This is a genomic window from Cellvibrio polysaccharolyticus (assembly GCF_015182315.1).
GTDB lineage: Bacteria > Pseudomonadota > Gammaproteobacteria > Pseudomonadales > Cellvibrionaceae > Cellvibrio > Cellvibrio polysaccharolyticus.
Genome location: NZ_PRDL01000001.1, coordinates 1,672,046 through 1,698,098 on the forward strand (window position 1 = coordinate 1,672,046; position 26,053 = coordinate 1,698,098).

Below are 26,053 nucleotides of genomic sequence, written 5' to 3' on the forward strand. Positions count from 1 at the left end.
CGATGATGGTTGCGGCAGGTTTTCATATGATCAATCTCAGTGTGATCAACGAGAAGAAAGAACAAACCCTGCCGTTTCTTATGAGCCTGCCAATTCGGCCTGTTGATTACGCCATGGTGATTGTCAATTTGATTTTGAAGAAGGAAGGTAAATTTTCCTGGGAAGTGGGGGGCCGGTCAATCAACCGAAACCCCCAGTTCGCGAAGGTATAAAGATGCCCTTATCATGCCACCTCGTTCAAAAACTGCGTTCATCGCGGGAGAGCGGGTTAGTTGCTCAATGCTTGCCAGCTGCGTGTCGTGAAATTGGCGATCCTTGAGAAATTCGTTCTTATCGTCCTCATTCCAGAGCACGGAATAGTAGTCCGTGCTCTCATGGTCTCTTTTTATCGCGCCAGTGAGTTGGCGTTGAAAATTGAGGCCGTAGGTATCACGCGGTTCACCTTTAAAAATCACTTCTTCAAAAGTGCTGCACCCTTGTGTCTCCGCCGCTGCCGTTACGTCGATCAAAGCATCCAGCCGCTTGAGGTTGCAGGGTAAATTTTCCAGCGACACCGGATGCCCCGCAGGTAGCTTCAGTTGGCGCAACTTCAGAAACTGATGCCAATTAACGCGCGACACAAACGGGTCTTCTGAAGCGGTTACCTGCAAACTTATAAGAGAGGATGGCTCAATTTGTGAGATGTCGATCTTGTTAAAGCCGCCGATATCCAGATGTTCCAGAGCCTCCAATTTGGGTAGACGGAACACAAATTCCGGGTCGTTTTCCTTATGAGAGCGAAGGCGCAGGTTTTTAAGCGCTGGCATCTTCCCGATAACCTCTCAAATTGGTGTGCGGCCGTATACCTCTACATCCAACTTCTCAACTTTCTCCAGATCCAGGGCGCGGTAACCGCGGCTTGCGGTGAACAGCTTTGGTAAGGCGTCATTATTATAAAGTTTGGCGGTCAGGCTGCTGTTGGTCTGGTTCATTGAGTCGCCAGTCACCGCTCTGGTTAACCGGAATTCTGCCGTGATGCGAGGTTTGAAATCGCGTTGTTCCCCGTACATCAGGCAGCGCAGCGTCAAGTTATCAGTAGCGGTGAGCAGGCTGTCATCCGGGCAAAGGCTGTTACCCATATCGAGAAATTTTACCTGCGCTCCAATAGGCGTTGATAAGTAGCTGGTGGTGAGATGAGTCACCGAGGGTAATTTCTCGAAAGCTTGTTTATCAAAGCAAGTCAGTTGCAGGTTGGTCAACTTTTCAAAGCCGTCTCCTTTGAACAATTCTTTTCCGCAATCGTAAATGTTGCCAGCACTCTTGCTCCGAAACTCTCGAAGATCAGCATAACAAGATGCCTGTAATGGCATGGGTGATCCCGCCAGTTCCAGGACTTCAATCGTTGTTGAAGCCGGGCATTCCTCATTGATGATCTTAAATAGCCTGGCCTTCTTCAACTTCGGAAAATACCTGAGTAGCGGAACGTCGCTATAGCCCTGGTGGATCAATTCTTCCAGGTCAGCAAATTTGTGTTCAAGGAGCGTTTCATTCGTGACTGGCAGCAGTAGTGAATGATCGAGATCCAGCTTTTGCAGCGATTGAATATCACTCAGGGCGTTAAGGGACACGCCGTTGCTCTTAATGTACATATGGCCAATATGGCTACCCGCCAATTGCAAGAGGTCAACATTTTCTCCGGTGAGGGATAGCTCTTCCAGCGGATTATCTGCCAACCAGGCCAGGTCAATATCCTCGCCTTGAAGAGACACACGCTTTAAGTTGGGCAGCGCCGCCAATAGCTGAAGCGAAGCGCTCTTTTCCAGAGGCAGCTTCACGGAGACAAGTTGTTGAAGCGCCTCTATACCCTCTAATTGGATAATCTGCCAGTCACAGGCGAGCGACTTGATATCCTCAAGCGTGGCTTTGGGGTTGAAGACGATTGCTTTCACCATTGCCAAGGAAACACATTTTCCGAGGTTCGGATCTCTAAAGCGGATACCCGTCAGTGGCTCGGTAAAAACGTTACTCCGGAATTGGATCGGTTGCTCTCCGATGGGAGATACGGTGTAGAGATTAAGACGGTTTTCAGGGAAATAGGTGGCGTCAATAAAAGAGTAGGCGTCGGTATCCCCTTCAGTAAATATCCTGATGAGATCCGTCAGATTGCCAGCAGCGGATACCCATTGATAGCTCCCGGGATCAAACACCAAATATTCAGATCCCGTAAAAATAATGACTTGTTTCGTGTCCAATTGGTAGGCGGAGAAATTTTCCGGTTGTGGGGCATCCTCGTCATCACAATAACGATAACAATAATCGAAATAAGGGTAGGGGCTGGTGCTGCGCAGTACATTTCCATCCGCGTCGTAATCAATAACCGACACATTTTCATTACCGGGATGGCCTGGTTCGTAAAAAAATACAAATGCGCGAAGGCTATCGTCAGTGAGGGTATAGAAAATTTTTCTGATATCGTGGGTTGATACCAGTTGTGCTATTTCTTCCGGTTGCAAGCTAAGCAGACGATGCTGTTGCAACCACTGTTCATCGGGTGCGGACGCAGTATAGGGCGTGAAGCGTTGCGTATCGGGTGCTGCCAGGTAGAGGTCTCCTTCGACCAGAACCGCATGCGAGAAGCTGCCATTGACGAGGCTGCGCGGCAAGATTTCATCACCCCAACCGGCCATCAGTCGGGCGGAAAGCGGAGAAAACCCATACCAGCCATTTTTGGCGGTGATGTGGCGCGGGTCCAGGGTTATTGGATTATCCCGGTTGGAGCTGCTTCGTAATTGCAATTGCAGCGCCGTACCGCCGTGAATGCTGCGTAGGGGAAATGCCGCCGTATCGACAGTAAGATGATAATGAACCTTGCCGCTAACGGTTTTTTCACTTTGCACTGCGACCACACCCGATGCGAGAGTATCTACAACATCCTGGCTCAACCCTGATTCAAGCAGAGCGTTGCTATCTTCAAGCGCGACCTTCAGCGGAGTGCCGGAGACGGTAAAGCCCACTTCCCAGTACGCTTGCTTGCCTCTTATGCGGGTCTGGCTGGTGTCAGCTGCGTCTATCAGTGCTACCTGCAAAGCCAGGCGTATGCCATCAATAGCTGCCTCGTTGTTGACTTCAAATTGCAGGTGGAGCACGCCGAACTCAATCCAGCCATCGAACTGGCCGACGATGGACGGCGCATCATGTTGCTCGTCTTCAGGTTGTTGTACTAAAGGTATCGGCCACTGGTATTGAATGTCTATCGGGGTGAGTGTTAATTGATGGTTATCAATGTTGTAGAAGTAACGTCCGGCGGTTTGAAGACGTTGACCGGATACTGAAACGAAATCAGCCGGTTTAAAGAGTTCCTCAATGTAACTTTCCGCATCACCGCCATCGTTTTTTGCGTAGTCGCTGTAGGTTAGCTGGATCTCGTAGGGGGCTATAAATTTGCCTTGATGTGTGTGAGGCCTTCCTGCATTGCAAGCCATGTAGGAATCTGTTTGCGAGTGCAGTCTGTCTCTGACAAACGACAGCGATGCAGCTCCGCAGGCGCTGCCTTGCCAGCCCTCGATAGGCCGGCTTATCCATGTTTCAGGATCAAACGAGGATAATTCGCCAAACGCGTATTCGCCATTCCCGGAATAAGAAAAGAGGAATTTATTTTGGTAGGTCAAAATTTGTGGGGAGCGGGCAGCGTTGGGCGTCGCGATGCGATAGGTCTTTTGCTTCTGCAAATCCAGTAGCAGAAACTCGGATGCGTAGTGGATTGTTGACTCGCCCGAACCCGTGGGAGTGAAGGCGATAAAACGCTCTGATTGCGTAATTTGGGGTGAAGAAATGCTCAGAGAACCGCTTTCATTCAAATAGTTGCCTACTGTTTTTTTGTCATTGATGGTGATGACAATACCCGCATCGCTTTGTTGAATTTGAACAGCGGCAGAAACATCGTTTGCATAAAAGCCATGGCGGGGATTGCTGCAATCCGTGTCCAGGTCAGCAGCCATGCGGTAAATTTGAGGGAGCACCACGTCTTCTGCCTTGGCCGACATCTTGTGCTCCACGATACAACCGGTGTCGGCAAGGTTAAGCAATTGCGACGACTGATCTTCATCTGGCAGCCGCACAAAGGTGGCTGACGGGTGGCCGTATTCTCTTTTCTTTTCCCAAAGTGCAGTGCCCCGCTGGTCGGGAAAAGTGATGCTAAGGCGGTTCGGATGCGGGGTTGGCTCAATGCGAATGTCGCGTGGTTGAAGCTGTTGGCCGGGCTTCACTGAATGATCAAGCTGCCCCAGATTATTCTCGCCCCGGCAGGCAACTTGCTCGTCCGAGGCGAGGCACAGGTGGTGGGCGCCAAGAGCTACCGCTTTGGCCCCCGTCAACATGACATGAAGTGAGCCTTCCGGCCAGCAAGTCAGATAATCCGGCTTGCTTAGACCGCAGCCATTTCCGTTCACATCCAGCGAAAAGGTAGTGGTTTTTAGCGGCCGGAAAACGTAATTTGAGTCGCCCAGGTACTGACATTGGGTACTGTATGCGCCTTGCGCGCAGATCTGCCCGTCACCTACGACAACTTTCTGCGGCTTGACGACAGTCAGAGCATGGGACAAGGGAGTCGGGTGTGGCAGAAGGTGAAGCGTGTTTTCTTCTGCAAAGCGGACACAGCTGACTTGCTCTGCACCGATTGCGCACAGAACGTCCTTGCCGATTGAAAAGTCGGTCAGATTGGATAATGCGAGTGACTCTTTCTGAAAGAATGTTTCCCGGATAGCACCCCAGCAAACCGGTCGCCCCTGGTCGAGGGCACAGGCACTGTCACCCCGGTGGCTGATAGCAATATGAACAGGATCAATCAGCGGCGGCGGAGTTAATGGTATTGAATCGGTACCGCCCCAACAGATAACCGCCTTTTGATCAATGGCACAGCTCAAGTTGCCACCGGCAGCGATGTACGTAGGGTGCCCAAGCTTCGGCGCTTGCGCCTGTCCAAAAGTATTGTCGCCCCAGCAATGCACCTCGTCGTTACGTAACAGACAGGTGTGGTAATACCCCGCTGCCAACTGCGGGAGAGAGTCTGACTCGGCATGAGCAGGCATGGTGACGCTTGGGTAGCAGAGAAGAAACAACAGTAATGCACGCATTAAAATTCCTTTTCGCGTGAAAGATTAAATAACACTCGTCTGAGGCGTGGGCCGCTCATAGTATGGCGGAGTGCTCGCATTCGATGCAGCTTTATGACGCCTGGAACTCAGGCAATATGAAAAATTTTATAATTATCATCGGCCATTTCAAGTGCCATGGCTGGCGGCAAAACGGCGCGAAATCCCGAACGCTCGGGGATTTCGCGCGGGATTGCTTTAAAGCACCCGTTGCCCCGGTTTTGCGCCGTCGTGGGGTTCCAGCAAGTAAATTTCCTTATCGCCCGGGCCGGCGGCCAGCACCATGCCTTCGCTGACGCCGAATTTCATTTTGCGGGGTTTGAGGTTGGCAACCATGACGGTGAGTTTGCCGACCAGTTGTTCCGGTTGATACGCACTTTTAATGCCTGAAAATACATTGCGGGTTTCGCTGCCGATATCCAGGGTCAAGCGCAACAATTTGTCGGAACCTTCGACATGTTCGGCATTAACAATTTTGGCAATGCGTAAATCCACTTTGGCGAAATCGTTGAAATCAATTTCTGCCGCAATCGGTTCTTCCTGGCTGGTTGCTTCCGATGGCGCCGCTGCTGCTGGTGCCAATGCCGCCAGTGCTTCTTTGCCGGCTTCAATCATCGCATCGACCTTGTCTTTTTCCACGCGTGACAGCAGCGGGGTGAAGGCATTAATGCTTTCGCCACCGCGGAAGGTCAGCGGTTGGCTCCATTGCAGGGTTTCACCGAGGAAGGCTTCGGCATCGGCAGTCAGCTGCGGCAGCACCGGCTTTAACCAGGTGAGCAGCGCACGGAACATATTGATGCCCAGTGTGCATACATCTTGCGTTTGTTGTTCCTGACCTGGTTGCTTCGCCAGCTTCCAGGGTTCCTGGGTAGCAATGTATTCGTTAGCGGCATCCGCCAGCGCCATAATTTCGCGGATCGCTTTACCAAAATCCCGCGCTTCGTAATGCGCGGCAATCGTTTCGCTGCTATCAACAAAACGCTGCCACAGCGCGCTGTCCGCTACGGTTGTGGAAAGCACACCGCCGGCATTGTTAATAAATTTGGCGGTGCGGCTGGCGATGTTGACTACCTTGCCCACCAGATCGCTGTTAACGCGCTGGATGAAATCGTCCAGATTCAAATCCAGATCATCCACATTGCTGGTCAGCTTGGCGGCAAAGTAATAGCGTAAATATTCCGGATTCAGGTGATCCAGATAAGTGCGGGCATTAATAAACGTGCCGCGCGACTTGCTCATCTTTTTGCCGTTCACGGTGAGAAAGCCGTGTACGCACAATTTGGTGGGGGTGCGCAATTTGGCGGAGTGCAACATGGCCGGCCAGAAGAGCGCATGGAAATTAACGATGTCCTTGCCGATAAAGTGATACACCTCGGCATCGGAATCCGGCTTCCAGTAATCTTCCCAATTAATGCCGTGACGGTCACCGTAGTTTTTCAAACTGGCGATGTAGCCGATGGGGGCGTCCAGCCATACATAAAAATATTTGCCCGGCTGATCGGGAATTTCAAAACCGAAGTAGGGTGCATCGCGGGAAATGTCCCATTCCTGCAAACCGGCATCCAGCCATTCAGCCATTTTGTTGGCAACTTCATCTTGCAAATGACCGGCACGGGTCCAGGTTTTCAGAAAGTCACTGAAGGCGGGCAAGGTAAAGAAAAAATGTTCAGAGTCTTTGGCAACCGGCGTCGCACCGGAAATTGCCGAGCGCGGGTCAATCAAATCGGTGGGCGAATAGGTAGCGCCGCAAGCTTCGCAGTTATCGCCATACTGATCAGGCGTTTTACATTTCGGGCAGGTGCCTTTGATGTAACGGTCGGCGAGGAAAAGATTTTTTTCGGGGTCGTAAGCCTGGGTGATAAAACGGCTGGCAATATGGCCGTTGTCACGCAAGCGCTTGTAAATCATGGTGGAGAGTTCGCGGTTTTCTTCACTGTGGGTAGAGTGATAGTTATCAAACGCGATACCAAAAGCGGCAAAGTCTTTTTCGTGCTCGGCTTTGACGTTGGCAATTTGCTGTTCCGGGGTCAGCCCCAGTTGCTCTGCTTTTAACATGATGGCGGTGCCGTGGGCATCGTCTGCACACACATAAATACAGTTGGCGCCGCGCAATTTTTGAAAGCGCACCCAGATATCGGTCTGGATATATTCCACCAGGTGGCCCAAATGGATCGAGCCATTGGCGTAGGGCAAAGCACTGGTAACAAGGATTTTTCTTTCCTGAGTCATAAGCATCCCGGGTTGGTACCGAAAGTTGAAAACGAAGGGAGGTCAGGCGTTGCCGATGCTGCTATCAAGCGGCTATTAAACGTGGGGCACTGCCATGAATGGGCGCTACTATAGCATTTTTACTGGCAGGGTTCAGCGGCCTTATCCAGCCCGGCCAGCCATTGGCGCATGCCGGTTACCTGCCGTTTGATGACCGCCGGGTCGCGGTAAGCGTGGGCGAGAAGTGCCGCACCTTGCAACATGCAAAGCAGTTGTTCCGCCAGTTTGCTGGCCATTTCAGCGGGGAAGTGCCGCAAAAACTGGGTCTGTAGCCATTGCTGGATCATCTCCAGAAGATGGCGTGGTTCCTGCTGCAAAGGTGCGTTGTCTTTTGCCAGCTCATTATTGAGCGTGCCAATCACGCAGCCCCAGCTTGCCAGCTCGGTGGCTGATTCTTCATAGGCTTGCAACGCTTTGCCGATAATTTCCTGATAATCGCCACTCTCATCAGCCCAGCCATTGAGCTGCTCGCCCAGTTCGGTTTCGATAATGGAGGTTGTGCCGCTGAGCAGGTTGGATTTGCTGGGGAAATAATAAGACAGGTGTCCTTTTAATACGCCAGCCTCTTCGGCGACATCGCTGATGGAGGTAGCAAAAAAACCTTTGCGGTGAAACAGCTTTCTGGCTGCCAATAAAATGCGACAGCGGGGTTGTTCGCTGCTGATATCTGTCATGACAATTCTCCGGACAACGGGTGCGCAACTACTGACAGGGCATGACAGTTGGCTATGGATAATGATTGGCGTCTGCCTGCATTTGGTCGCTCGTCAAATTCTACTTGGACGATCGACCAAAAACAAATAGTATACTTTTTCGTCAGGTGCGCCCCTGCCCGCAGGTCTCATCAGACCGCTATATCGGGTCAACACTTTATGACAATTGTGACTCTCCAAAGCTTGTCAGCCTATGTAACAATTTCAAAATTCGCGGCCAGTATTTGCCGTGCAGATTTTTCTTTATCCACTGGATGGTTGTTTTATGACTAGATTGAAATCCATCGGTATTGCGGTACTGATTTTGATGGTAATTTTGGCGATATTGGCTGCCATTAAAGGAGAGCAGATTTACCGTCTGGCGACAGGTGCCGAAGAGTTTTTTGCGGTACCGCCGGAATCGGTGAGCAGCTACAGAGTTGCCCGCCAGGCATGGCCGAATGAATTTACGGCGGTAGGTACCGTAGAGGCTCATGAAGGTATCACCATCAATGCTGAAGTTGCCGGCAAAGTGCAGCGCATTTTGTTTCAGTCCGGTGAGTTTGTAGAAGCAGGCACACTGCTGGTTGAGCAGGAATCCGGTAACGAAAAAGCCCAGCTTGATGCCGCCGAAGCACGGTCAAAGCTGGCTGACGCCAACTTCCAGCGGCTGAAGTCGCTGCGCGCGTCCAACACCATTTCCCAAAGTGAGTTGGATGCGGCTTCGCAACAATTGCAGTCCTCTCGCGCTGATACAGAAGATTTGAAAACGACCCTGAAAAAGAAACAGATCCGCGCCCCGTTCAGCGGTCGTCTCGGTATTCGTCAGGTCGATCTGGGTAAAGACCTGCAAGTCGGTTCACCAATTGTTTCCCTGCAAGCGACTGATCGTATTCGCGTCAACTTCCCGGTGCCGCAACAATGGTTGGTGCGTATGACCAATGGCCAGCCGGTTTCAGTGCGCGCCGGTGACGGTTCTGAGAAAACCTTTGACGGTGTGATTACCGCCATCGGTGCCGAGATCAATTCGGCTACCCGTAATGCCACCGTGCAGTCTTCCCTGGAAAATCCGGAAAACCGTTTGATTCCGGGTATGGCGGTTGAAACTATCGTGACCATATCAGACCCCATTGAATCGCTGGTGGTGCCGCTCACTGCTGTGATTCACGCACCTTATGGCGACACCGTATTTGTGATTGAAGACGATGCAGAAAAAGGCGGTTTGAAGGCGCGTCAGCAATTCGTAAAACTGGGTAAATCACGCGGCGATTTTATCCAGATTCTGGATGGCCTTACCGAGCAGGATGACGTAGTCAGCGCAGGCGCTTTCAAGCTCTACAACGGCCAGGCGATTGTGATATCCGACACCCCGGCACTGGACTATCAACTGCAACCCGAACCGGAAGACAGTTGATCATTTTCGTAAACCCGTACGGTGATCAATCACCATCAGGATTAACCGTGTTCAACAGGACACACACTGCGGAATAGTGTATGAATTTTACGGATATTTTTATCAGGCGACCGGTCGTCGCCATTGTGGTGAGCTTGCTGATTTTGCTGGCCGGTTTTCAGGCCGCCTCCAACCTGAGTGTGCGCCAATACCCGCGCAGCGATATCGCCGTGATCACCATCAACACCGTGTATGTCGGGGCTAACGCTGAACTGATTCGCGGCTTTGTTACCACGCCGATTGAGCGGGCAATTGCCTCCGCCGAAGGGATTGATTACATCGCTTCCGAAAGCACCATGAGCATGTCTACCGTTCGTGCGCATTTGCGTTTGAACTATGACCCGCTCAAAGCGATGACCGAGATTAGCGCCAAGGTTAATCAGGTGCGCAGTAATCTGCCGCCGGAAGCCGAAATTCCTTCCATCAGTATTGAAGGGCCGGATAGCCAGTTTGCCTCGGCTTACATTACGTTTAATTCCGATATTCTCGAACCCAACCAGATTACCGAGTTCCTTACCCGCTCGGTACAGCCGCGCCTTACCGCGGTGGCCGGTGTGCAAAAAGCCGATGTGCTCGGTGGCCGCACCTTTGCCATGCGTATCTGGTTAAAGCCGGAACAAATGGCAGCGCTGAATATTTCGCCGCTGCAAATTCGCCAGGCGTTGGCCAGCAACAACGTTCAGGCCGCCATCGGGCAAACGCGCGGCCATTACACCCAGGTTAACCTGAGTGCCGATACCGATTTACGCCGCGTTGATGACTTTAAACAACTGGTTATTCGCGATACCGGTGAAGGTGTGATTCGCCTGCAAGACGTTGCCGATGTTGTATTGGGCGCAGAAGACTACAACACCGAGGTAAATTACTCAGGCCAGACGGCAGTATTCATGGGCATCTGGGTAGCGCCCACAGCAAACTCGCTGGATGTAATGAGGGCTGTTACCCAGGAGATGGAGGCTATCAAAGCTGAATTGCCCACCGGTTTAAGCGGCGCCATCGCTTACGATGCAACGGAGTATATTGATGCGGCCATTCATGAAGTTATCCGTACCTTAACGGAAACCTTATTGATTATTGTAGTCGTTATTTTTCTGTTCCTCGGGTTCAGCCGTTCGGTATTGATTCCGGTTATTGCCATTCCCTTATCGCTGGTGGGCGCGCTATTTATTATGCAGGTATGCGGTTTCTCGCTAAACCTGTTAACGCTACTATCCATTGTGTTGAGCGTGGGGCTGGTCATCGATGATGCCATCGTAATGGTGGAAAATATCGAGCGTCATATTGAAGAAGGTAAAAAGCCTTTCGAAGCATCGATTATCGCCGCGCGCGAATTGGGCGGCCCGATCATCGCCATGACCGTCACCATGATTTCCGTGTATGTTCCTATCGGTATTATTGGTGGTTTGACGGGTACGCTATTCCGTGAATTTGCCATTACCCTGGCCGGCGCAGTAACTATTTCGGCGGTGGTTGCGCTTACGCTCTCGCCAATGCTGGGTTCACGTTTTTTGAAAGCCCACAAAAGCTACTCGGCACCACTCGCCAAACCGTTTGAACGCTTTCAGAATTTTTACAACCGAAAATTGAATGCAACGCTGGAAAATCGAGCCGGTGTGTATGTGCTCTGGGTTTGCATCGCCATGCTGGCAGCGGTGATGTACATGGGCTCCAACAAGGAGCTGGCACCGGTTGAAGATCAGGGTGTTATTTTTAACATTATCGACTCACCGGCAAACGCCACGGTAGATCAGTCGGCGTTTTATGGCCGCATGTTAAACAAAGCCATTATGGATCTGCCGCAAACCGACTTTACCTTCCAGGTAACTTTTCCTACCGGTGGTTTCGCCGGTATGGTGTTGAAACCCTGGGATCAACGCGACGACAGTATTTTCGATGTACTACCGGACGTAAAACGTGTGACCGGCGAGATCTCAGGCATCCGGGTTATTCCTATTACACCTGCGCCTTTGCCTGGCGGTGGTGATTTCCCGGTGGAGTTTGTGATTGCTTCCACCGATGAAAGCAGGGACATTTACGAAGTAGCGAAAAAACTCGAAAAAGTCATGCTGGATAGCGGCATGTTTCCTTTCGTGTTGCTGGACATGAAAGTTGACCAACCGGAGTACCGGCTGGCGATTGACCGTGAAAAAGTCGCTGACCTCGGGCTGGATTTGCAAACTGTTACTTATGATCTGGGTACTTTGCTGGGCGGCGGTTACGTCAATCGCTTCAATATGTCGGGTCAGAGTTACAAAGTCATTCCGCAAGTCAAACGCACTGGTCGTTTAACCCCGGATGATCTTGAAAAACTCTACATCACCGGCCCGGAAGGTCAGTTGATTCGCCTGGATCAAATCGCCAGTATTTCGCACAGCACCGTGCCGCGCTCCATCAACCGTATGCAGCAATTGAACGCGGTAAAAATCAGTGCCGTTACTATGCAGCCGCTGGGCACTGCACTGAACTTTATGGAAACCGAAGCGCGCAAAATTATGCCGCGCAGTTACAGCATTGATTACACTGGTGAATCCCGTCAGTTAATTCGGGAAGGTAATGCTTTCCTGCCAGCCTTCACATTGGCGTTGGCGATGATCTTCCTGGTGCTGGCCGCGCAGTACAACAGCTTCCGCGACCCTATTGTGATCCTCGCCGGTTCAGTGCCATTGGCGGTATTTGGTGCGCTGATTTTTACCTTCCTGAAAATGCCGGCACCCATGCCTCACTTTACCGACCACTTCACCACCACGTTGAATATCTATTCGCAGGTCGGGTTGGTAACGTTGATGGGGTTGATTGCACGTAACGGTATTCTGGTGGTGGAGTTTGCTAACCGGATGCAGTTACAAGGCATGAATAAAATTGATGCGGTGCGCGAAGCCTCTATTATCCGTTTGCGCCCGGTAATGATGACCAGCGTTTCGACTGTTGCCGGTCACGCGCCCTTGATTTTTGCCTCGGGCCCGGGTGCAGAAGCGCGTAACGCAATTGGTCTGGTACTGGTCTTCGGTATGGCAATTGGTACTATCTTTACGTTATTTATTCTGCCGTCGGTTTATGTGTTGCTGGCGAAAGATCACCAGAAAGATGCGCAGCGTCTTGCTGATCTGGAGGCGGGTGTTTAAAGCGAAGTACTGAAAGGTTCTCCAGTTAGTGAAGGTCTCAGGCGGGCACACTGTGAGTTTGGCGTCAGGATTTAGTGTTCCAAAACTGTTAGTCAGGGCGCCCGGCCAGGGATGACTCGTCAGAGCTACAGGGAATGTATTTATGCGTTTTTGGAACACTAAATCCTGATGACGAACGTACGGTTAATGATTGTCGCGCTAATAAAGCGTAAGTAACTCGACAATAAAAAAGGACAGCTCAGGCTGTCCTTTTTTATTCAAAGTACACTTTTTCCCCTACTTTATTAATTTCCCAGCAACGACAAATCAAATCGCTTGCCTGACAAATATTCATCAATCACTTCCAATGTCATCGGGCTCCGCAACTCCGGCAAGCGCGCTACAATTTCTTCCCGGCTCAACCATACTGCCTCAATAATTCCGTTATCCAGTGCTCTGTCCGGGTGTTGGGCAATCGCTGTTGCTGCGAAAGTAACACGCAGATAGGTAATGCCATTGGTCGGCGCTTCATAGAGCCGCACGCTGACCACCGCTTCGGGTTTTACATCCCAGCCGGTTTCCTCCAATGTCTCGCGGATAGCGGCTTCGATCAGCGTTTCGTTGGCTTCCAGGTGCCCGGCGGGCTGGTTGTAGACTTTTTTTCCTTCGGCTTCTTCATAAACCAGCAAAAAGCGCCCGTCGCGTTCAACAATGGTGGCAACGGTAACGTGGGGTGCCCAACTCATAAAATTCCTCAACGTAAAAATTGCAATGCAACAGGGTAGGGCAAGGCGCTATTTCGGGGAAGTGCGCGGTGCTTTTTTCTGAATGATCAGCGGCTTTTTCGCCGGCGCGGGTGCCGGCGTTTTTTTCGCAGCAGCGGGGCGTGGCGGCTTTTTAGGGCCGTCATTACGGCGTGCCTCGCCGCTGCGCGGTTTACCGGCAGGGCGTTGTGGTCGTGCGGCGGCGGCACCCTTGGGCAGGCTCAGGGTTTCTATCTGGTACTTGCCCGGTTCAATATCGTCAATGGTCCAGTTGCCGATGCGAACCCGCACCAGCCGCAGAGTAGGGTGGCCCACAGCGGCCGTCATGCGGCGCACCTGGCGGTTGCGGCCTTCGCTAATGGATATTTCCAGCCATTGGGTAGGGATGGTTTTGCGTTCGCGGATGGGCACTTCCCGCTCCCACAAACGCGGTGCCGGTATCAGACGCACTTTGGCGGGCAGGGTCATGCCATCATTCAGCTCAACGCCCTGGCCAAGCTTGCTCAGCGCATAGCTGGTGGGCGCACCTTCTACCTGTACCCAGTAGGTTTTTTCCATCTTGTTGGCCGGGTGGGCAATGTGGTGCTGCACCTGGCCGTCATCGGTCAGTAACAACAGCCCTTCAGAATCATGGTCGAGCCGGCCTGCCGGGTAAAAGCCGGGCAGCTTGATATAAGCGGACAAGGTTGGACGGTTTTCCTTGTCGGTAAATTGCGACAGGACGCCATAAGGTTTGTTAAAGAGAATAATTTTTGCCATTTTTCCAGTAAATTCAGTCGGTTGGGTAAAAGAAGCCACCATTACGCATTGTTTCACGAATGCGAAAACTTTACATCACTGTTATACTCCGCGCGGTTTCCCGAGCGTGTCCCGATGCGAAAACCATGATTTCGGGAGGTTTTCAGCTTGCGGAAGTATTTCTTGACCCCTCTGTCCCCAGGGTGCGTGCGGCACTGAGTTGGCGTGGCGCGCTTTGTATTGCTCTTTAGCATGCGTTAATGGAGTTAAAGTAAAAATGACCGATTCAAAAATTATCTACACCGAAACAGACGAAGCCCCCGCGTTAGCCACTCACTCCCTGCTCCCTATTGTTAAAGCTTTTACCCGCTCTTCAGGCATCCAGGTTGAGACGCGTGATATTTCCCTGTCGGGTCGTATTATTGCCAGTTTCCCGGAGCAACTGACGGCCGAGCAGCGTATTGGTGACCATCTGGCAGAGCTCGGTGAGCTGGCCAATCGTCCTGAAGCCAACATCATTAAATTGCCTAACATCAGTGCTTCTGTTCCGCAATTGAAAGCAGCGATCAAAGAGCTGCAAGCGCAGGGTTACAAGCTGCCGGATTACCCGGAAGAGCCGAAGAACGATGCCGAGAAAGAAGCCAAATCCCGCTACGACAAAATCAAAGGCAGCGCGGTAAACCCGGTACTGCGTGAAGGTAACTCTGACCGTCGTGCACCCCTGTCTGTCAAAAATTACGCTCGTAAAAACCCGCACAAAATGGGCGCCTGGGCGGCTGATTCAGCATCTCACGTTGCCAATATGACCCAAGGCGATTTCTACGGTAGCGAAAAATCGGTATTGATCTCCGAAGCCGGTTCGCTGCGTATTGAACTGGTGGGTAAAGACGGCACTAGCAAAGTACTGAAAGAAAAAACCGCTGTTCTGGCTGGCGAAATTGTTGATGCATCGGTATTGAGCAAAAATGCTCTGCGTACTTTTATTGCTGCTGAAATTGAAGATGCCAAGCAAAAAGGTGTGCTTTTTTCTGTGCACCTGAAAGCCACCATGATGAAAGTGTCTGACCCGATTATCTTCGGTCACGTTGTGTCTGTGTTCTACGCCGAGGCGTTGGCCAAGCACGAGAAGACCCTGAAAGATCTGGGTGTGGATCTGAATAACGGCCTTGGCGACCTTTACGCCAAAATCAAAACCCTGCCGGCTGACAAGCAAGCTGAAATTGAAGCTGACATCAAAGCGATTTACGCCACCCGTCCGGCGCTGGCTATGGTGAATTCTGACAAGGGTATTACCAACCTGCACGTGCCAAGCGATGTAATCGTTGATGCGTCCATGCCTGCGATGATTCGTGATTCCGGCAAAATGTGGAATACCGAAGGCAAGCTGCAAGACACCAAAGCCATTATCCCGGATCGTTGCTACGCCGGTGTTTATCAGACTGTGATTGAAGACTGTAAAAAGCACGGTGCGTTCAATCCGTCTACCATGGGTAGCGTGCCTAACGTTGGCCTGATGGCTCAGAAAGCAGAAGAATACGGTTCGCACGACAAGACTTTCGAAATTCCTTTCGATGGTAGCGTTCGTGTTGTTGATGCCAGCGGAAAAGTATTGCTCGAACAAACCGTTGAAGCGGGTGACATCTGGCGTGCCTGCCAGGTTAAAGACGCGCCGATTCAGGATTGGGTGAAGCTGGCCGTTAATCGTGCCCGTGCTTCTTCTACTCCGGCGGTATTCTGGCTGGACTCTGCCCGTGCTCACGACGCGCAGCTGATCAAAAAAGTAGAAACCTACCTGAAAGACCATGACACCAGCGGCCTGGAAATCTACATCAAGTCACCGGTGGAAGCGACTCAGTACACCCTGGATCGTATCCGCGAAGGTAAAGACACCATTTCCGTAACCGGTAACGTATTGCGCGACTATCTGACTGACCTGTTCCCGATCATGGAACTGGGCACCAGCGCCAAAATGTTGTCCATCGTGCCGTTGATGAATGGCGGTGGTTTGTTTGAAACCGGTGCTGGCGGTTCTGCGCCCAAGCACGTTCAGCAGTTTGTGGAAGAAGGCCATCTGCGTTGGGACTCTCTGGGTGAGTTCCTGGCTTTGTCTGAATCACTGGATCATTTGGGAGCTACGGCTGGCAATGCCAAAGCCAAAGTGTTCGCCAAAACCCTCGATCAGGCCAATGGCAAGTTCCTCGATACCAACAAATCACCAGGCCGCAAAGCCGGTGAGCTGGATAACCGTGGCAGCCATTTCTATCTGGCTGTTTACTGGGCAGAAGCGTTGGCAGCACAAAATGACGATGCCGAGCTGAAAGCCAAGTTCACCCCGGTGGCCAAAGTACTGACTGAAAATGAAGAGAAGATTGTTGGTGAGCTGAAAGCAGCTTCCGGCAAGCCGGTAGACATCGGCGGTTACTACCGTCCTGATGAAGCCTTGCTGGCGAAAGCCATGCGTCCAAGCGCTACGTTCAATGCAGCCCTGGCTGACATCAAGTAACCGATTTGAGTCGCATTAAAAAAACCGATCGTGAAAGCGATCGGTTTTTTTGTTTTTAAGGAATGTGTTTTGACGGGGATATAAATAGTTATATTTATATTTCTTTAAACTCTTATGTCCGGCATTGAAATCCTCCGGAGTGCTCCCCATCTCAGTGTTATGGAAAAGAATCAGGCAACCTCGGTTTTTTCGCGATAGCCATCCTGAAAATTATCCGATGATACGGGTGCGATGTTCACCGCATGTAGTCCTTTATCTCCCTGTGTGATCTCAAAAGAAACCGGCTGACCCGCCTTAAGGGTTTTGTAACCGTCCATATGAATAGCGGAGTAGTGTGCAAACAGGTCTTCTTCGCCCTCATCTGCAACGATGAAGCCATAACCCTTTGCATTGTTGAACCATTTGACAGTACCTGTAGGCATGATGAAATCCTTCTGCCTTGGTGTAAGAGCTGATGAAAGCACTCCCACACCTTTTCGTTATTATTTTCCAGAGAAAATCTCTGAGGTGAAGTTTGGGAATTTGAGTTGTAATGCGTATGGCAGGGTGCCATGGGATGAATTACAAACTCGTGCTGCCGGATATTTGAGCAGCATGGGATTTTTATCGGGAAATGACAGCCCTGTCAAGAGTTGCAGGGTTTCGATACGGGATTAGTGACCGGTTCGACAATAGGTTAGAATGGAAAAAATTTTCAGACACCAACGGCGCATTATGGGATATTCGGAAAAGTTTCAGCTAACCTTAGGAAAAGAAGATCATCTGGCCGACAGGGATTCGGACGGTGGACTGGCAACGCTTGAAGCTCGCCCGAAGCTCAAACGGCCTTCACTTTACAAGGTCATTATGTTGAATGATGACTACACACCAATGGAGTTTGTAGTAGAGATTCTTGAGAGTTTCTTTGCGATGTCACGCGAAAAAGCAACCGATACCATGTTGGCGGTGCATTATCAGGGCCGTGCAGTTTGTGGCATCTACAGTCGTGACGTAGCCGAAACCAAAGCAGCTCAGGTTAATCGCTACGCCAGGGAAAATGAGCATCCGCTGTTATGTGAGGTCGAAGTAATAGAGGATGAAGAAAGGTAAAAGGCGTTTCCTGCTCTTACCCGTTTAGTTGCCAGCCGCAAGAGGTGAACCCGATGTTAAGTAAAGATTTGGAAATTACCTTAAATCTCGCCTTTAAAGGTGCTCGCTCCAAACGCCACGAATTTATGACAGTGGAGCATTTGCTGTTGGCTCTGGTAGACAATGATTCAGCGGCAAACGTGCTGAAAGCCTGTGGTGCCGATCTGAATTCGTTGCGCAAGGAACTGGTGGAATTTGTTGACTCCACCACACCACTGATTCCCGAAGATGATTCCGAGCGTGAAACCCAGCCGACACTTGGCTTTCAGCGGGTTTTGCAGCGCGCGGTTTTCCATGTGCAGTCTTCCGGCAAGCAGGAAGTGACCGGTGCTAATGTGTTGGTCGCGATCTTCAGCGAGCAGGAAAGCCAGGCCGTTTATTATCTCAAGCAACAAAGTGTTGCCCGCATCGACGTGGTCAATTTTATTACCCACGGTATTCACAAGGTTTCCGGCCAGGCTGAACACGGCCACGAGCCGGGTCAATCTCACGAACAATCTGAAGAAGACGCTATTACCGGCGAATCCGGCGGGCAAACCGCGCTGGAAAGCTATGCCAGTAATCTGAACGAACTGGCCATGCAGGGTCGTATTGATCCGCTGGTGGGCCGTGAATTTGAAGTTGAACGCGTCTGCCAGATCCTGGCACGTCGCCGCAAAAACAACCCGCTGCTGGTGGGTGAGTCCGGGGTGGGTAAAACCGCTATTGCCGAAGGTCTGGCCAAACGCATTGTCGATGGCGAAGTGCCGGATGCGCTGGTAGATAGCGTTGTCTATTCACTCGATATGGGGGCTCTGCTGGCCGGCACCAAATACCGTGGCGACTTTGAAAAACGTTTCAAAGGGTTGCTGGGGGAGCTGAAAAAGCAGAAAAAATCGATTCTCTTTGTGGATGAAATTCACACCATTATCGGTGCTGGCGCGGCCTCCGGTGGCGTGATGGACGCATCCAATTTGCTCAAGCCGTTGCTGTCATCCGGTGAAATTCGCTGCATGGGCTCAACCACTTACCAGGAATACCGCGGCATTTTTGATAAGGACAGAGCCTTGTCCCGCCGTTTCCAGAAAGTGGATGTGGACGAGCCATCGGTAGAAGAAACCTATCAAATTCTGAAAGGTTTGAAGAGCCGCTTTGAGCAGCACCACAATTTACGTTACACCGACCCGGCTTTGCGGGCGGCGGCAGAACTGGCCGAGCGTTATATCACTGACCGCTTCCTGCCCGATAAAGCCATTGATGTGATTGACGAAGCGGGCGCTTACCAACAGTTGCAACCGGTCAGCAAGCGCAAGAAAACGATCGGTGTGGTGGATGTAGAAAACGTGGTTGCAAAAATCGCCCGCATTCCCCCGAAAAGCGTTTCTTCTTCGGACAAGGAACAGCTGCGCAAGCTGGATACCAATCTGAAGATGACCGTGTTTGGTCAGGATGAAGCCATTGTCACTCTGGCAACGGCGATCAAGCTGTCCCGTGCCGGTTTGAGCTCTGCAGACAAGCCTATCGGTTCCTTCCTGTTCGCCGGCCCGACCGGTGTCGGTAAAACCGAGGTGTGCCGTCAGCTGGCCAAATGCATGGGCGTTGATCTGGTGCGTTTTGATATGTCCGAATACATGGAGCGCCACACCGTATCGCGTTTGATTGGTGCGCCTCCGGGGTATGTCGGCTTTGATCAGGGTGGTTTGTTGACCGATGCCATTACCAAACAGCCGCATTGTGTGCTGTTGCTAGATGAGATCGAGAAAGCGCACCCGGAAGTGTTCAACCTGTTGTTGCAGGTAATGGATCACGGCACGCTGACCGATAACAACGGGCGCAAGGCCGATTTCCGCAACGTTATTTTGATCATGACCACCAACGCCGGTGCCGAACTGATGAGCCGCCCTTCCATCGGGTTTACCCATCAGGATCATGCTACCGACGGTATGGAAGCGATCAAAAAGATGTTTACGCCGGAGTTCCGTAACCGTCTGGACGCCATTGTGCAATTTGCACCACTGACCCTGTCGGTCATCAAGACCGTGGTCGACAAGTTCCTGATGGAGCTGCAAACCCAGCTGGACGAGAAGCGTGTAACGCTTGAGATCAGCGAGGAAGCGCGTGAGTGGTTGGCAATTAACGGTTACGACGAAAAAATGGGTGCCCGTCCGATGGCAAGGCTGATTCAGGAAAAACTTAAAAAGCCCATGGCAGAGGAAATTCTGTTTGGCTCGCTGTCCAACGGTGGCGGTACTGTGTCGGTAGATGTTGATCCTTACAAGGACCAGCTTTCCATCGAAATCAGCACCCGGCAATCCTTGCAGCCGGCATAAACCGAACCAACAACAAAAGCCGCTTTAGCGGCTTTTGTTGTTTATGGAATAAGGAAAACCTGATTCCCGGGCAATGCCGGGGCTGACAGGATCAGCGTGCGCGGTAAGTAATGCGACCTTTGCTCAGGTCGTAGGGGGTCATTTCTACTTTTACTTTGTCGCCCGTCAGAATGCGGATGTAGTTTTTGCGCATTTTTCCGGAGATGTGAGCAGTAACAATGTGGCCGTTTTCCAGCTTCACACGAAAGGTGGTATTTGGCAGGGTATCAACTACTTCGCCTTCGAATTCAATATTGTCTTCTTTTGCCATGCGGCAGCGTCCTCGTTTCCTGATCGGATAGGATAAAAAATAGGTGCGAATTGTGCCTGAGTTTGTAGCCATAGCCAAGCGAAATGCATGGAAAAGCCTTTAATTTGGTAAGGTCATGGCAGAAAGCGCGTCAGATTGGCAAAACCGGGCGAATTTTTCCGGAAAACGGTGATGTCTCCAACACTATCGCAAAAGCACCCAGCGGCGGTTTACCAGTAATTCAATAGCGCGGTATTGAATTTTGTACTGCATTTTCTGGCAACCCTTCACCCAATAGCCCAGATAAACGTAGGGCAGGGCGGCCTGCTTCGCCTGTTCAATCTGGCTGAGAATGGAAAAAACACCCAGGCTGCGCTTCTCCAGTTCAGGCTCGAAGAAGGTATAGACTGCCGATAAGCCATCTTCCAGTCGATCACAGACCGCGACGCCAATCAAACGCTGTTCAAGACGAAATTCCAGGTAATGGCTCACCCCCCATTCGCTGGTTAAAAAGGCGTTATATTGCGCTTCCGAGGGCGGATACATATCGCCATCGCGATGGCGCAACTGGATGTAGCGCTCATAAAGGCGGTAGTGTTCCTCAGTGCGGATGGAAGTAACTGTATGGCACGTAATATCCTGGTTGCGTTGCCAACAGCGGCGCTGGCTGCGGTTGGGGGCAAAGCCCATCACCGGAATGCGGCAGGAAATACAGGCCTGACAAGCGCTGCAGTGGGGGCGGTAGAGATGGGCGCCGGAGCGACGAAAGCCCATGCGGGACAGCTCGCTGTAAACCTGGCTGTTAATTTCGGCCTCCGGATCGACAAATACGGTGGTTGCCTCCCGGTTTTCGAGATAACTGCATGGGTGTGGCTGAGTAGCGAAAAGACGCAAGTGGGAAAGGTCGGTCATATCAATACCAGCGTACTGCCAACTCCTGCATATCAGTGCAAAACTTCAAACTCTTCCCCGAAAACGGTGTGGGGCTAATTCAGTGTAACAGGCGCTGGCCGAATCATCCAAAATCCGCGGCCAGGCTTTAATTGCCGCACATTTCCTGCGCCCGCCAGTGACCTTGTGGCGCAAGAGACGCTTGGGGTACATAGGTCTGCAGCAGTTTCTGAAAGTCCCTGCGGGGAATTTCCATGGCGCCAAGGCTTAACAAATGGTCGTTCACTACCTGACAATCAACCACGGCAAATTGCCACTGCGCCAGCTGTGACATCAGCGTTGCAAAAGCAATTTTCGATGCATTGCTAACCCGGCTGAACATGGATTCGCCAAAAAATACCTGTCCCAGTGCAATGCCGTACAAACCGCCTGCCAGTTGATCATCCTGCCAAACTTCTACCGAGTGGGCATGCCCCTGGTGATGCAGCCGCGTGTAGGCCTCAATAATGTCGTCGCTGATCCAGGTGGCCGGGCGCTCCGGCGTGGCTGCAGCACATTCGCGCATAACGGCTGAAAATTGCTGATCAAAAGTAATACGAAAATGATTTTTGCGTAATAGTTTGCGCAAACTTTGCGAGGGTTGAAATTCGGCCGGAAAAATGACCGTGCGCGGGTCCGGGCTCCACCAAAGAACCGGTTCGCCAGGATTGTACCAGGGGAAAATACCGCGATGGTAAGCCGCCAGCAAACGTTGGCTGGAAAGGTCGCCACCGGCAGCCAGCAGACCATCGGGCTCGGTCAAGGCCATCTCGACAGGCGGGAATAACAAATTGTCAGGTGAAAGCCACGGAATCATGCGCAAACAGGCGTAGTGATGAATAGCATCGAAGCTTATCAGGGATTGATTTTGGTCGTGAAAGATTTTTTCAGAAGCGGAAACAGTTCGTAATAACCCGGCCTTCGGCAAGGTAGTATTTCGAAAAGGTAAGGGTTGGTGTCAAGCAGATAAAAATAACAGACAGAAATAAGGTCGATAACCTTGCGATTATCGACCCGGTGTAGCCTGTTAATTATCCAGATATTTCTCGGCGTCCAGCGCGGCCATACAGCCGGCACCGGCAGAGGTAATTGCCTGGCGGTAAATATGATCGGCTACGTCGCCAGCGGCAAAAACGCCCGGAACATTGGTAGATGTAGCACCGCCTTCCAGACCGCTTTTGATTTTGATGTAGCCATCTTTCATATCCAGCTGGCCTTCAAAAATATCGGTGTTGGGCTTGTGGCCGATAGCGATGAACACACCGGCAACGTCGATCGCTTGCTCTGTGCCATCGGTGGTGCTTTTCAGGCGCAAGCCGGTAACACCGCTGTCATCACCCAGTACTTCTTCCAGTTGATGATTCCAGATCACTTTAATGTTGCCGCTTTCTACTTTGGCAAACAATTTGTCTTGCAAAATTTTCTCGGACTTCAGTTTGTCGCGACGGTGAATCAACGTTACTTCGGCGGCAATGTTGGACAAATAGAGCGCTTCTTCAACCGCAGTATTACCACCGCCCACCACGGCAACTTTCTGGTCGCGGTAGAAGAAACCGTCACAGGTCGCACAGGCGCTTACGCCCTTGCCCATAAAGTTTTCTTCGGATGGCAAACCGAGGTATTGTGCGGATGCACCGGTTGCAATAATCAGCGCGTCACAGGTGTAGGTATTGGTGCCGATCAATTTGAACGGACGCTCGGTAAGGCGTGTTTCATGAATGTGATCGAACAGGATTTCAGTATTGAAACGCTCGGCGTGTTGCTGCATTTGCACCATCAGATCCGGACCCTGCAAATCATGTACGCCGCCCGGCCAGTTTTCCACTTCGGTGGTGGTGGTCAATTGACCGCCTTGCTGCATACCGGTAATAACAACCGGCTTCAAATTGGCGCGCGCTGCGTAAATGGCGGCGGTGTAACCGGCAGGGCCGGAACCGAGAATAATCAAACGATGGTGTTGAACGTCGCTCATATCGATAATCCTTAAACACATGAAATTAAAAGGGTCAGGCTTTCGATACCGAAAACAGGCTGTACCTGGCCGCGCTGAATTTTCCGGCATAATAAGTGAATAGTGAGAGCTGCGCAAAATTGTATGCGGCTATACATCACATTGGGGAAAGCTATAGGGACAAGTTTCTACACGACACCGGGCAAATATAGGATACTGTATCCTCTTGCAGCACCAGTAATGGCAAAACCTCTGACAGCCATTACAATAGGTCTTTTATCTCAACCGGCAGGTTATTCTGTGGATCGGGTGACTGCAACCCGCCATATCCGCAGTAAACTGTCCGGAAATACCCCAAGCACTGAGCGCTTGCGGGTGTGTTAACTCAGGATAAGCGTTTTGAAATCAAGTAATGCCCAAGTCTCCCGCCGCAAAGCCGCCCCCCAGGTGAATGAGCCCGGCCCTCTGGTACGGATATTACGGGAAGGTTTACTGATCGGTCTGGCGGTCATCTGCCTGTATTTGTTGCTGGCCATGTTCAGCTATGACGTTGCCGACCCCGGCTGGTCGCGCACCGGTGACAATCATCAGATTCACAATCTGGGTGGTCCTTTTGGCGCCTGGCTGTCAGACATTTTCTTTTCTTTATTCGGCTATCTCGCCTATTTATTTCCGGTTTTGCTGGCCTGGCGCACCTGGCGGTTATTCCGTGACCGCGCACACCGTGACGATATTGACTGGCTGTTAATTGCTCTGCGCAGCGTCGGCTTGATTCTGGTGATGGTGGCAGGCACCGGTCTGGCGGCCATGCATTACAGCGGCGGTGAATCGGTATTGCCTTACTCCAATGGCGGGTTGATGGGCGGTGCCATTTCCGATCTGGTGGATGGCGCTTTCAGCTACATCGGTGGCACCTTGATGCTGCTGGCCATTTTCCTGTTTGGTTTGACCATTTTTACCGACCTCTCCTGGTTTGCGGTGATGGACGAGCTGGGCCGCCTGGTGTTGTTGGGGCTGGAAAAAGCGCAGGCAAAACTCTTGTCTTACCGCCGTGAAAAACATGAATTGAAACTGGCCGAAGAAGCGCAGCAACACCGCCGTGAGGTGGCTGCCCGCCATGTAAAAGAAGAGGCCAAGCGTATTCCGCCGGTAATTACCGAGCCACCGAAAAAAGCCACGCCCAGCCCACGGGTGCAGAAAGAACGGCAGGTTTCCATTTTTGAAACTATTGACCCGGCGGTGGTGGGCGATTTGCCTGCACTGAGTTTGCTCGACCCGGCTGATAGAAAAAGTGACAAAGGTTATTCCAGAGAGTCGCTGGAAGCGATGTCCAAGTTGCTTGAAATCAAATTGAAAGATTTTGGTATTGATATCGAAGTGGTTTCGGTGCAGCCCGGGCCGGTAGTTACCCGCTTTGAAATCCAGCCGGCGCCTGGCATTAAGGCCAGCCGTATTTCCGGCTTGGCCAAAGACCTGGCGCGTTCGCTGGCGGTAGTCAGTGTGCGTGTGGTTGAGGTTATTCCGGGCAAATCGGTCATGGGGATCGAAATTCCCAATGCGCACCGCGAAATTGTCCGTCTGAGCCAGGTCATCTCTTCTGAAGTTTATGAAAATGCCAAGTCGCCGTTGACCATGGCGCTCGGCCATGACATCGCCGGTGAGCCGATTGTGGCTGATCTGGCGCGGATGCCGCACTTGCTGGTGGCGGGTACTACCGGTTCCGGTAAATCGGTGGGCGTTAACGTCATGTTGCTGAGCCTGCTCTACAAATCATCCCCCAAAGAAGTGCGGTTGATGCTGGTAGACCCGAAAATGCTTGAGCTTTCCGTGTACGAAGGTATTCCGCATTTGTTGACGCCGGTTATTACCGACATGAAAGATGCCGCCAACGGCTTGCGTTGGTGTGTGGGCGAGATGGAGCGCCGCTACAAATTGATGGCGGCATTGGGAGTGCGTAACCTCGCCGGTTTCAATCGCAAAATTGAAGATGCCGAAAAAGCCGGGCAGCCCATTGCTGACCCGACCTTCAAACCCGAAGATCATTACGAAGCCGGTGAAGACGTTGCTACCGCACCGAATCTCTCCACACTGCCAGCCATTGTGGTCGTGATCGACGAATTTGCTGACATGATGATGATTGTTGGCAAGAAAGTGGAACAACTGATTGCCCGTATTGCCCAAAAGGCGAGGGCAGCGGGTATCCATTTGATTCTTGCCACCCAGCGTCCGTCGGTAGATGTTATTACCGGTTTGATCAAGGCAAACGTACCTACCCGTATGGCGTTTCAGGTTTCTTCCAAAATTGACTCGCGTACCATCCTCGACCAGGGCGGTGCCGAGCAATTGCTGGGGCATGGTGACATGCTTTATTTGCCACCGGGCACCAGTGTGCCGGTGCGGGTGCATGGCGCTTTTGTTGACGACCACGAAGTGCACAAGGTGGTGGCTGACTGGAAACGCCGTGGCGAGCCGGATTACATTGACGGCATTACCGATGAAAGCAACAACAGCATTCCTGTACCCGGTATGGCCAGTGAAGGTGGCGAAGACGGCGATAATGAATCCGACGCGCTTTACGACGAAGCTGTAGCCTTTGTGATTGAATCCCGCAAAGCATCCATATCGTCGGTGCAGCGCAAATTGAGAATCGGCTACAACCGGGCGGCACGCCTGATTGAAACCATGGAATCTGCCGGCGTAGTATCTGCTGCCGGCCATAATGGCAACCGTGAAGTACTGGTGCCAGGTGGGCGATCCTGATCGCCCGATTACAAAACAACCTGAACAGGATGAAACAT

At 51.6% G+C, this 26,053-nt stretch carries 17 protein-coding genes; 6 read left to right on the plus strand and 11 right to left on the minus strand.

The annotated features are described in order from the left end of the window. Positions 1-176: 176 nt before the first annotated feature. The 4 genes from C4F51_RS07205 to C4F51_RS07220 all read right to left on the minus strand — a co-directional run bounded on the left by C4F51_RS07205 (position 177) and on the right by C4F51_RS07220 (position 8,071). Positions 177-806, minus strand: coding sequence for a hypothetical protein (locus C4F51_RS07205; RefSeq protein WP_193908502.1), 630 nt, complete (start codon positions 804-806; stop codon positions 177-179). A gap of 15 nt (positions 807-821) precedes the next feature. Beyond that, positions 822-5,111 carry an RCC1 domain-containing protein gene (locus C4F51_RS07210; protein WP_193908504.1) on the minus strand — a complete coding sequence of 1,430 codons (4,290 nt, stop codon included), beginning with the start codon at positions 5,109-5,111 and terminating at the stop codon, positions 822-824. A 216-nt stretch (positions 5,112-5,327) separates the two neighbouring features. Then, positions 5,328-7,358, minus strand: a complete 2,031-nt coding sequence (gene metG, locus C4F51_RS07215) for a methionine--tRNA ligase (protein ID WP_193908511.1) — start codon at positions 7,356-7,358, stop codon at positions 5,328-5,330. 119 nt (positions 7,359-7,477) lie between these two features. Next, a complete protein-coding gene (locus tag C4F51_RS07220; RefSeq protein WP_193908512.1) occupies positions 7,478-8,071 on the minus strand; it encodes a TetR/AcrR family transcriptional regulator in 594 nt (197 codons plus the stop codon). Positions 8,072-8,375: 304 nt separating this feature from the next. On the opposite strand from C4F51_RS07220, the gene C4F51_RS07225 reads away from it, so the two are divergent. Continuing rightward, positions 8,376-9,503 (plus strand): efflux RND transporter periplasmic adaptor subunit, encoded by a 1,128-nt coding sequence (locus tag C4F51_RS07225; RefSeq protein WP_193908513.1) that lies wholly within the window; start codon positions 8,376-8,378, stop codon positions 9,501-9,503. 80 nt (positions 9,504-9,583) lie between these two features. Next, positions 9,584-12,664, plus strand: coding sequence for an efflux RND transporter permease subunit (locus C4F51_RS07230; RefSeq protein WP_193908515.1), 3,081 nt, complete (start codon positions 9,584-9,586; stop codon positions 12,662-12,664). Between the two features lie 284 nt (positions 12,665-12,948). On the opposite strand, the gene C4F51_RS07235 is transcribed toward C4F51_RS07230, so the two are convergent. Both C4F51_RS07235 and C4F51_RS07240 read right to left on the minus strand, forming a co-directional pair. Continuing rightward, positions 12,949-13,389, minus strand: coding sequence for an NUDIX hydrolase (locus C4F51_RS07235; protein WP_193908517.1), 441 nt, complete (start codon positions 13,387-13,389; stop codon positions 12,949-12,951). A 48-nt stretch (positions 13,390-13,437) separates the two neighbouring features. Beyond that, complete coding sequence (locus tag C4F51_RS07240) at positions 13,438-14,223, minus strand: pseudouridine synthase (RefSeq protein ID WP_328701321.1); 786 nt, start codon at positions 14,221-14,223, stop codon at positions 13,438-13,440. A 199-nt stretch (positions 14,224-14,422) separates the two neighbouring features. Here C4F51_RS07240 and C4F51_RS07245 point away from each other — a divergent pair, with 199 nt between their 5' ends. Beyond that, a complete protein-coding gene (locus C4F51_RS07245; RefSeq protein ID WP_193908519.1) occupies positions 14,423-16,648 on the plus strand; it encodes an NADP-dependent isocitrate dehydrogenase in 2,226 nt (741 codons plus the stop codon). A gap of 170 nt (positions 16,649-16,818) precedes the next feature. On the opposite strand, the gene cspD is transcribed toward C4F51_RS07245, so the two are convergent. After that, on the minus strand, positions 16,819-17,070 hold the full coding sequence (gene cspD, locus C4F51_RS07250; protein ID WP_193908520.1) for a cold shock domain-containing protein CspD: 252 nt from the start codon (positions 17,068-17,070) through the stop codon (positions 16,819-16,821). A 292-nt stretch (positions 17,071-17,362) separates the two neighbouring features. Here cspD and clpS point away from each other — a divergent pair, with 292 nt between their 5' ends. Then, the gene (gene clpS / locus C4F51_RS07255; protein ID WP_193912436.1) at positions 17,363-17,737 is read left to right on the plus strand and encodes an ATP-dependent Clp protease adapter ClpS; all 375 of its coding nucleotides are present in this window, start codon (positions 17,363-17,365) and stop codon (positions 17,735-17,737) included. A 53-nt stretch (positions 17,738-17,790) separates the two neighbouring features. Next, entirely contained in the window at positions 17,791-20,085 is a 2,295-nt protein-coding gene (gene clpA, locus C4F51_RS07260; protein WP_193908522.1) for an ATP-dependent Clp protease ATP-binding subunit ClpA, read from the plus strand. A gap of 91 nt (positions 20,086-20,176) precedes the next feature. Here clpA and infA read toward each other — a convergent pair whose 3' ends face one another. The 4 genes from infA to trxB all read right to left on the minus strand — a co-directional run bounded on the left by infA (position 20,177) and on the right by trxB (position 23,276). After that, positions 20,177-20,395: a translation initiation factor IF-1 gene (infA, locus tag C4F51_RS07265; RefSeq protein ID WP_193908524.1), complete on the minus strand. Its 219-nt coding sequence runs from the start codon at positions 20,393-20,395 to the stop codon at positions 20,177-20,179. Between the two features lie 183 nt (positions 20,396-20,578). Continuing rightward, positions 20,579-21,286, minus strand: a complete 708-nt coding sequence (locus tag C4F51_RS07270) for an arginyltransferase (protein WP_193908527.1) — start codon at positions 21,284-21,286, stop codon at positions 20,579-20,581. A gap of 127 nt (positions 21,287-21,413) precedes the next feature. Then, positions 21,414-22,121 (minus strand): leucyl/phenylalanyl-tRNA--protein transferase, encoded by a 708-nt coding sequence (gene aat, locus C4F51_RS07275; protein WP_193908529.1) that lies wholly within the window; start codon positions 22,119-22,121, stop codon positions 21,414-21,416. A gap of 210 nt (positions 22,122-22,331) precedes the next feature. After that, positions 22,332-23,276, minus strand: a complete 945-nt coding sequence (gene trxB / locus C4F51_RS07280) for a thioredoxin-disulfide reductase (RefSeq protein ID WP_193908531.1) — start codon at positions 23,274-23,276, stop codon at positions 22,332-22,334. 426 nt (positions 23,277-23,702) lie between these two features. Here trxB and C4F51_RS07285 point away from each other — a divergent pair, with 426 nt between their 5' ends. Continuing rightward, a complete protein-coding gene (locus C4F51_RS07285) occupies positions 23,703-26,015 on the plus strand; it encodes a DNA translocase FtsK (protein WP_328701426.1) in 2,313 nt (770 codons plus the stop codon). Positions 26,016-26,053 lie beyond the last annotated feature (38 nt).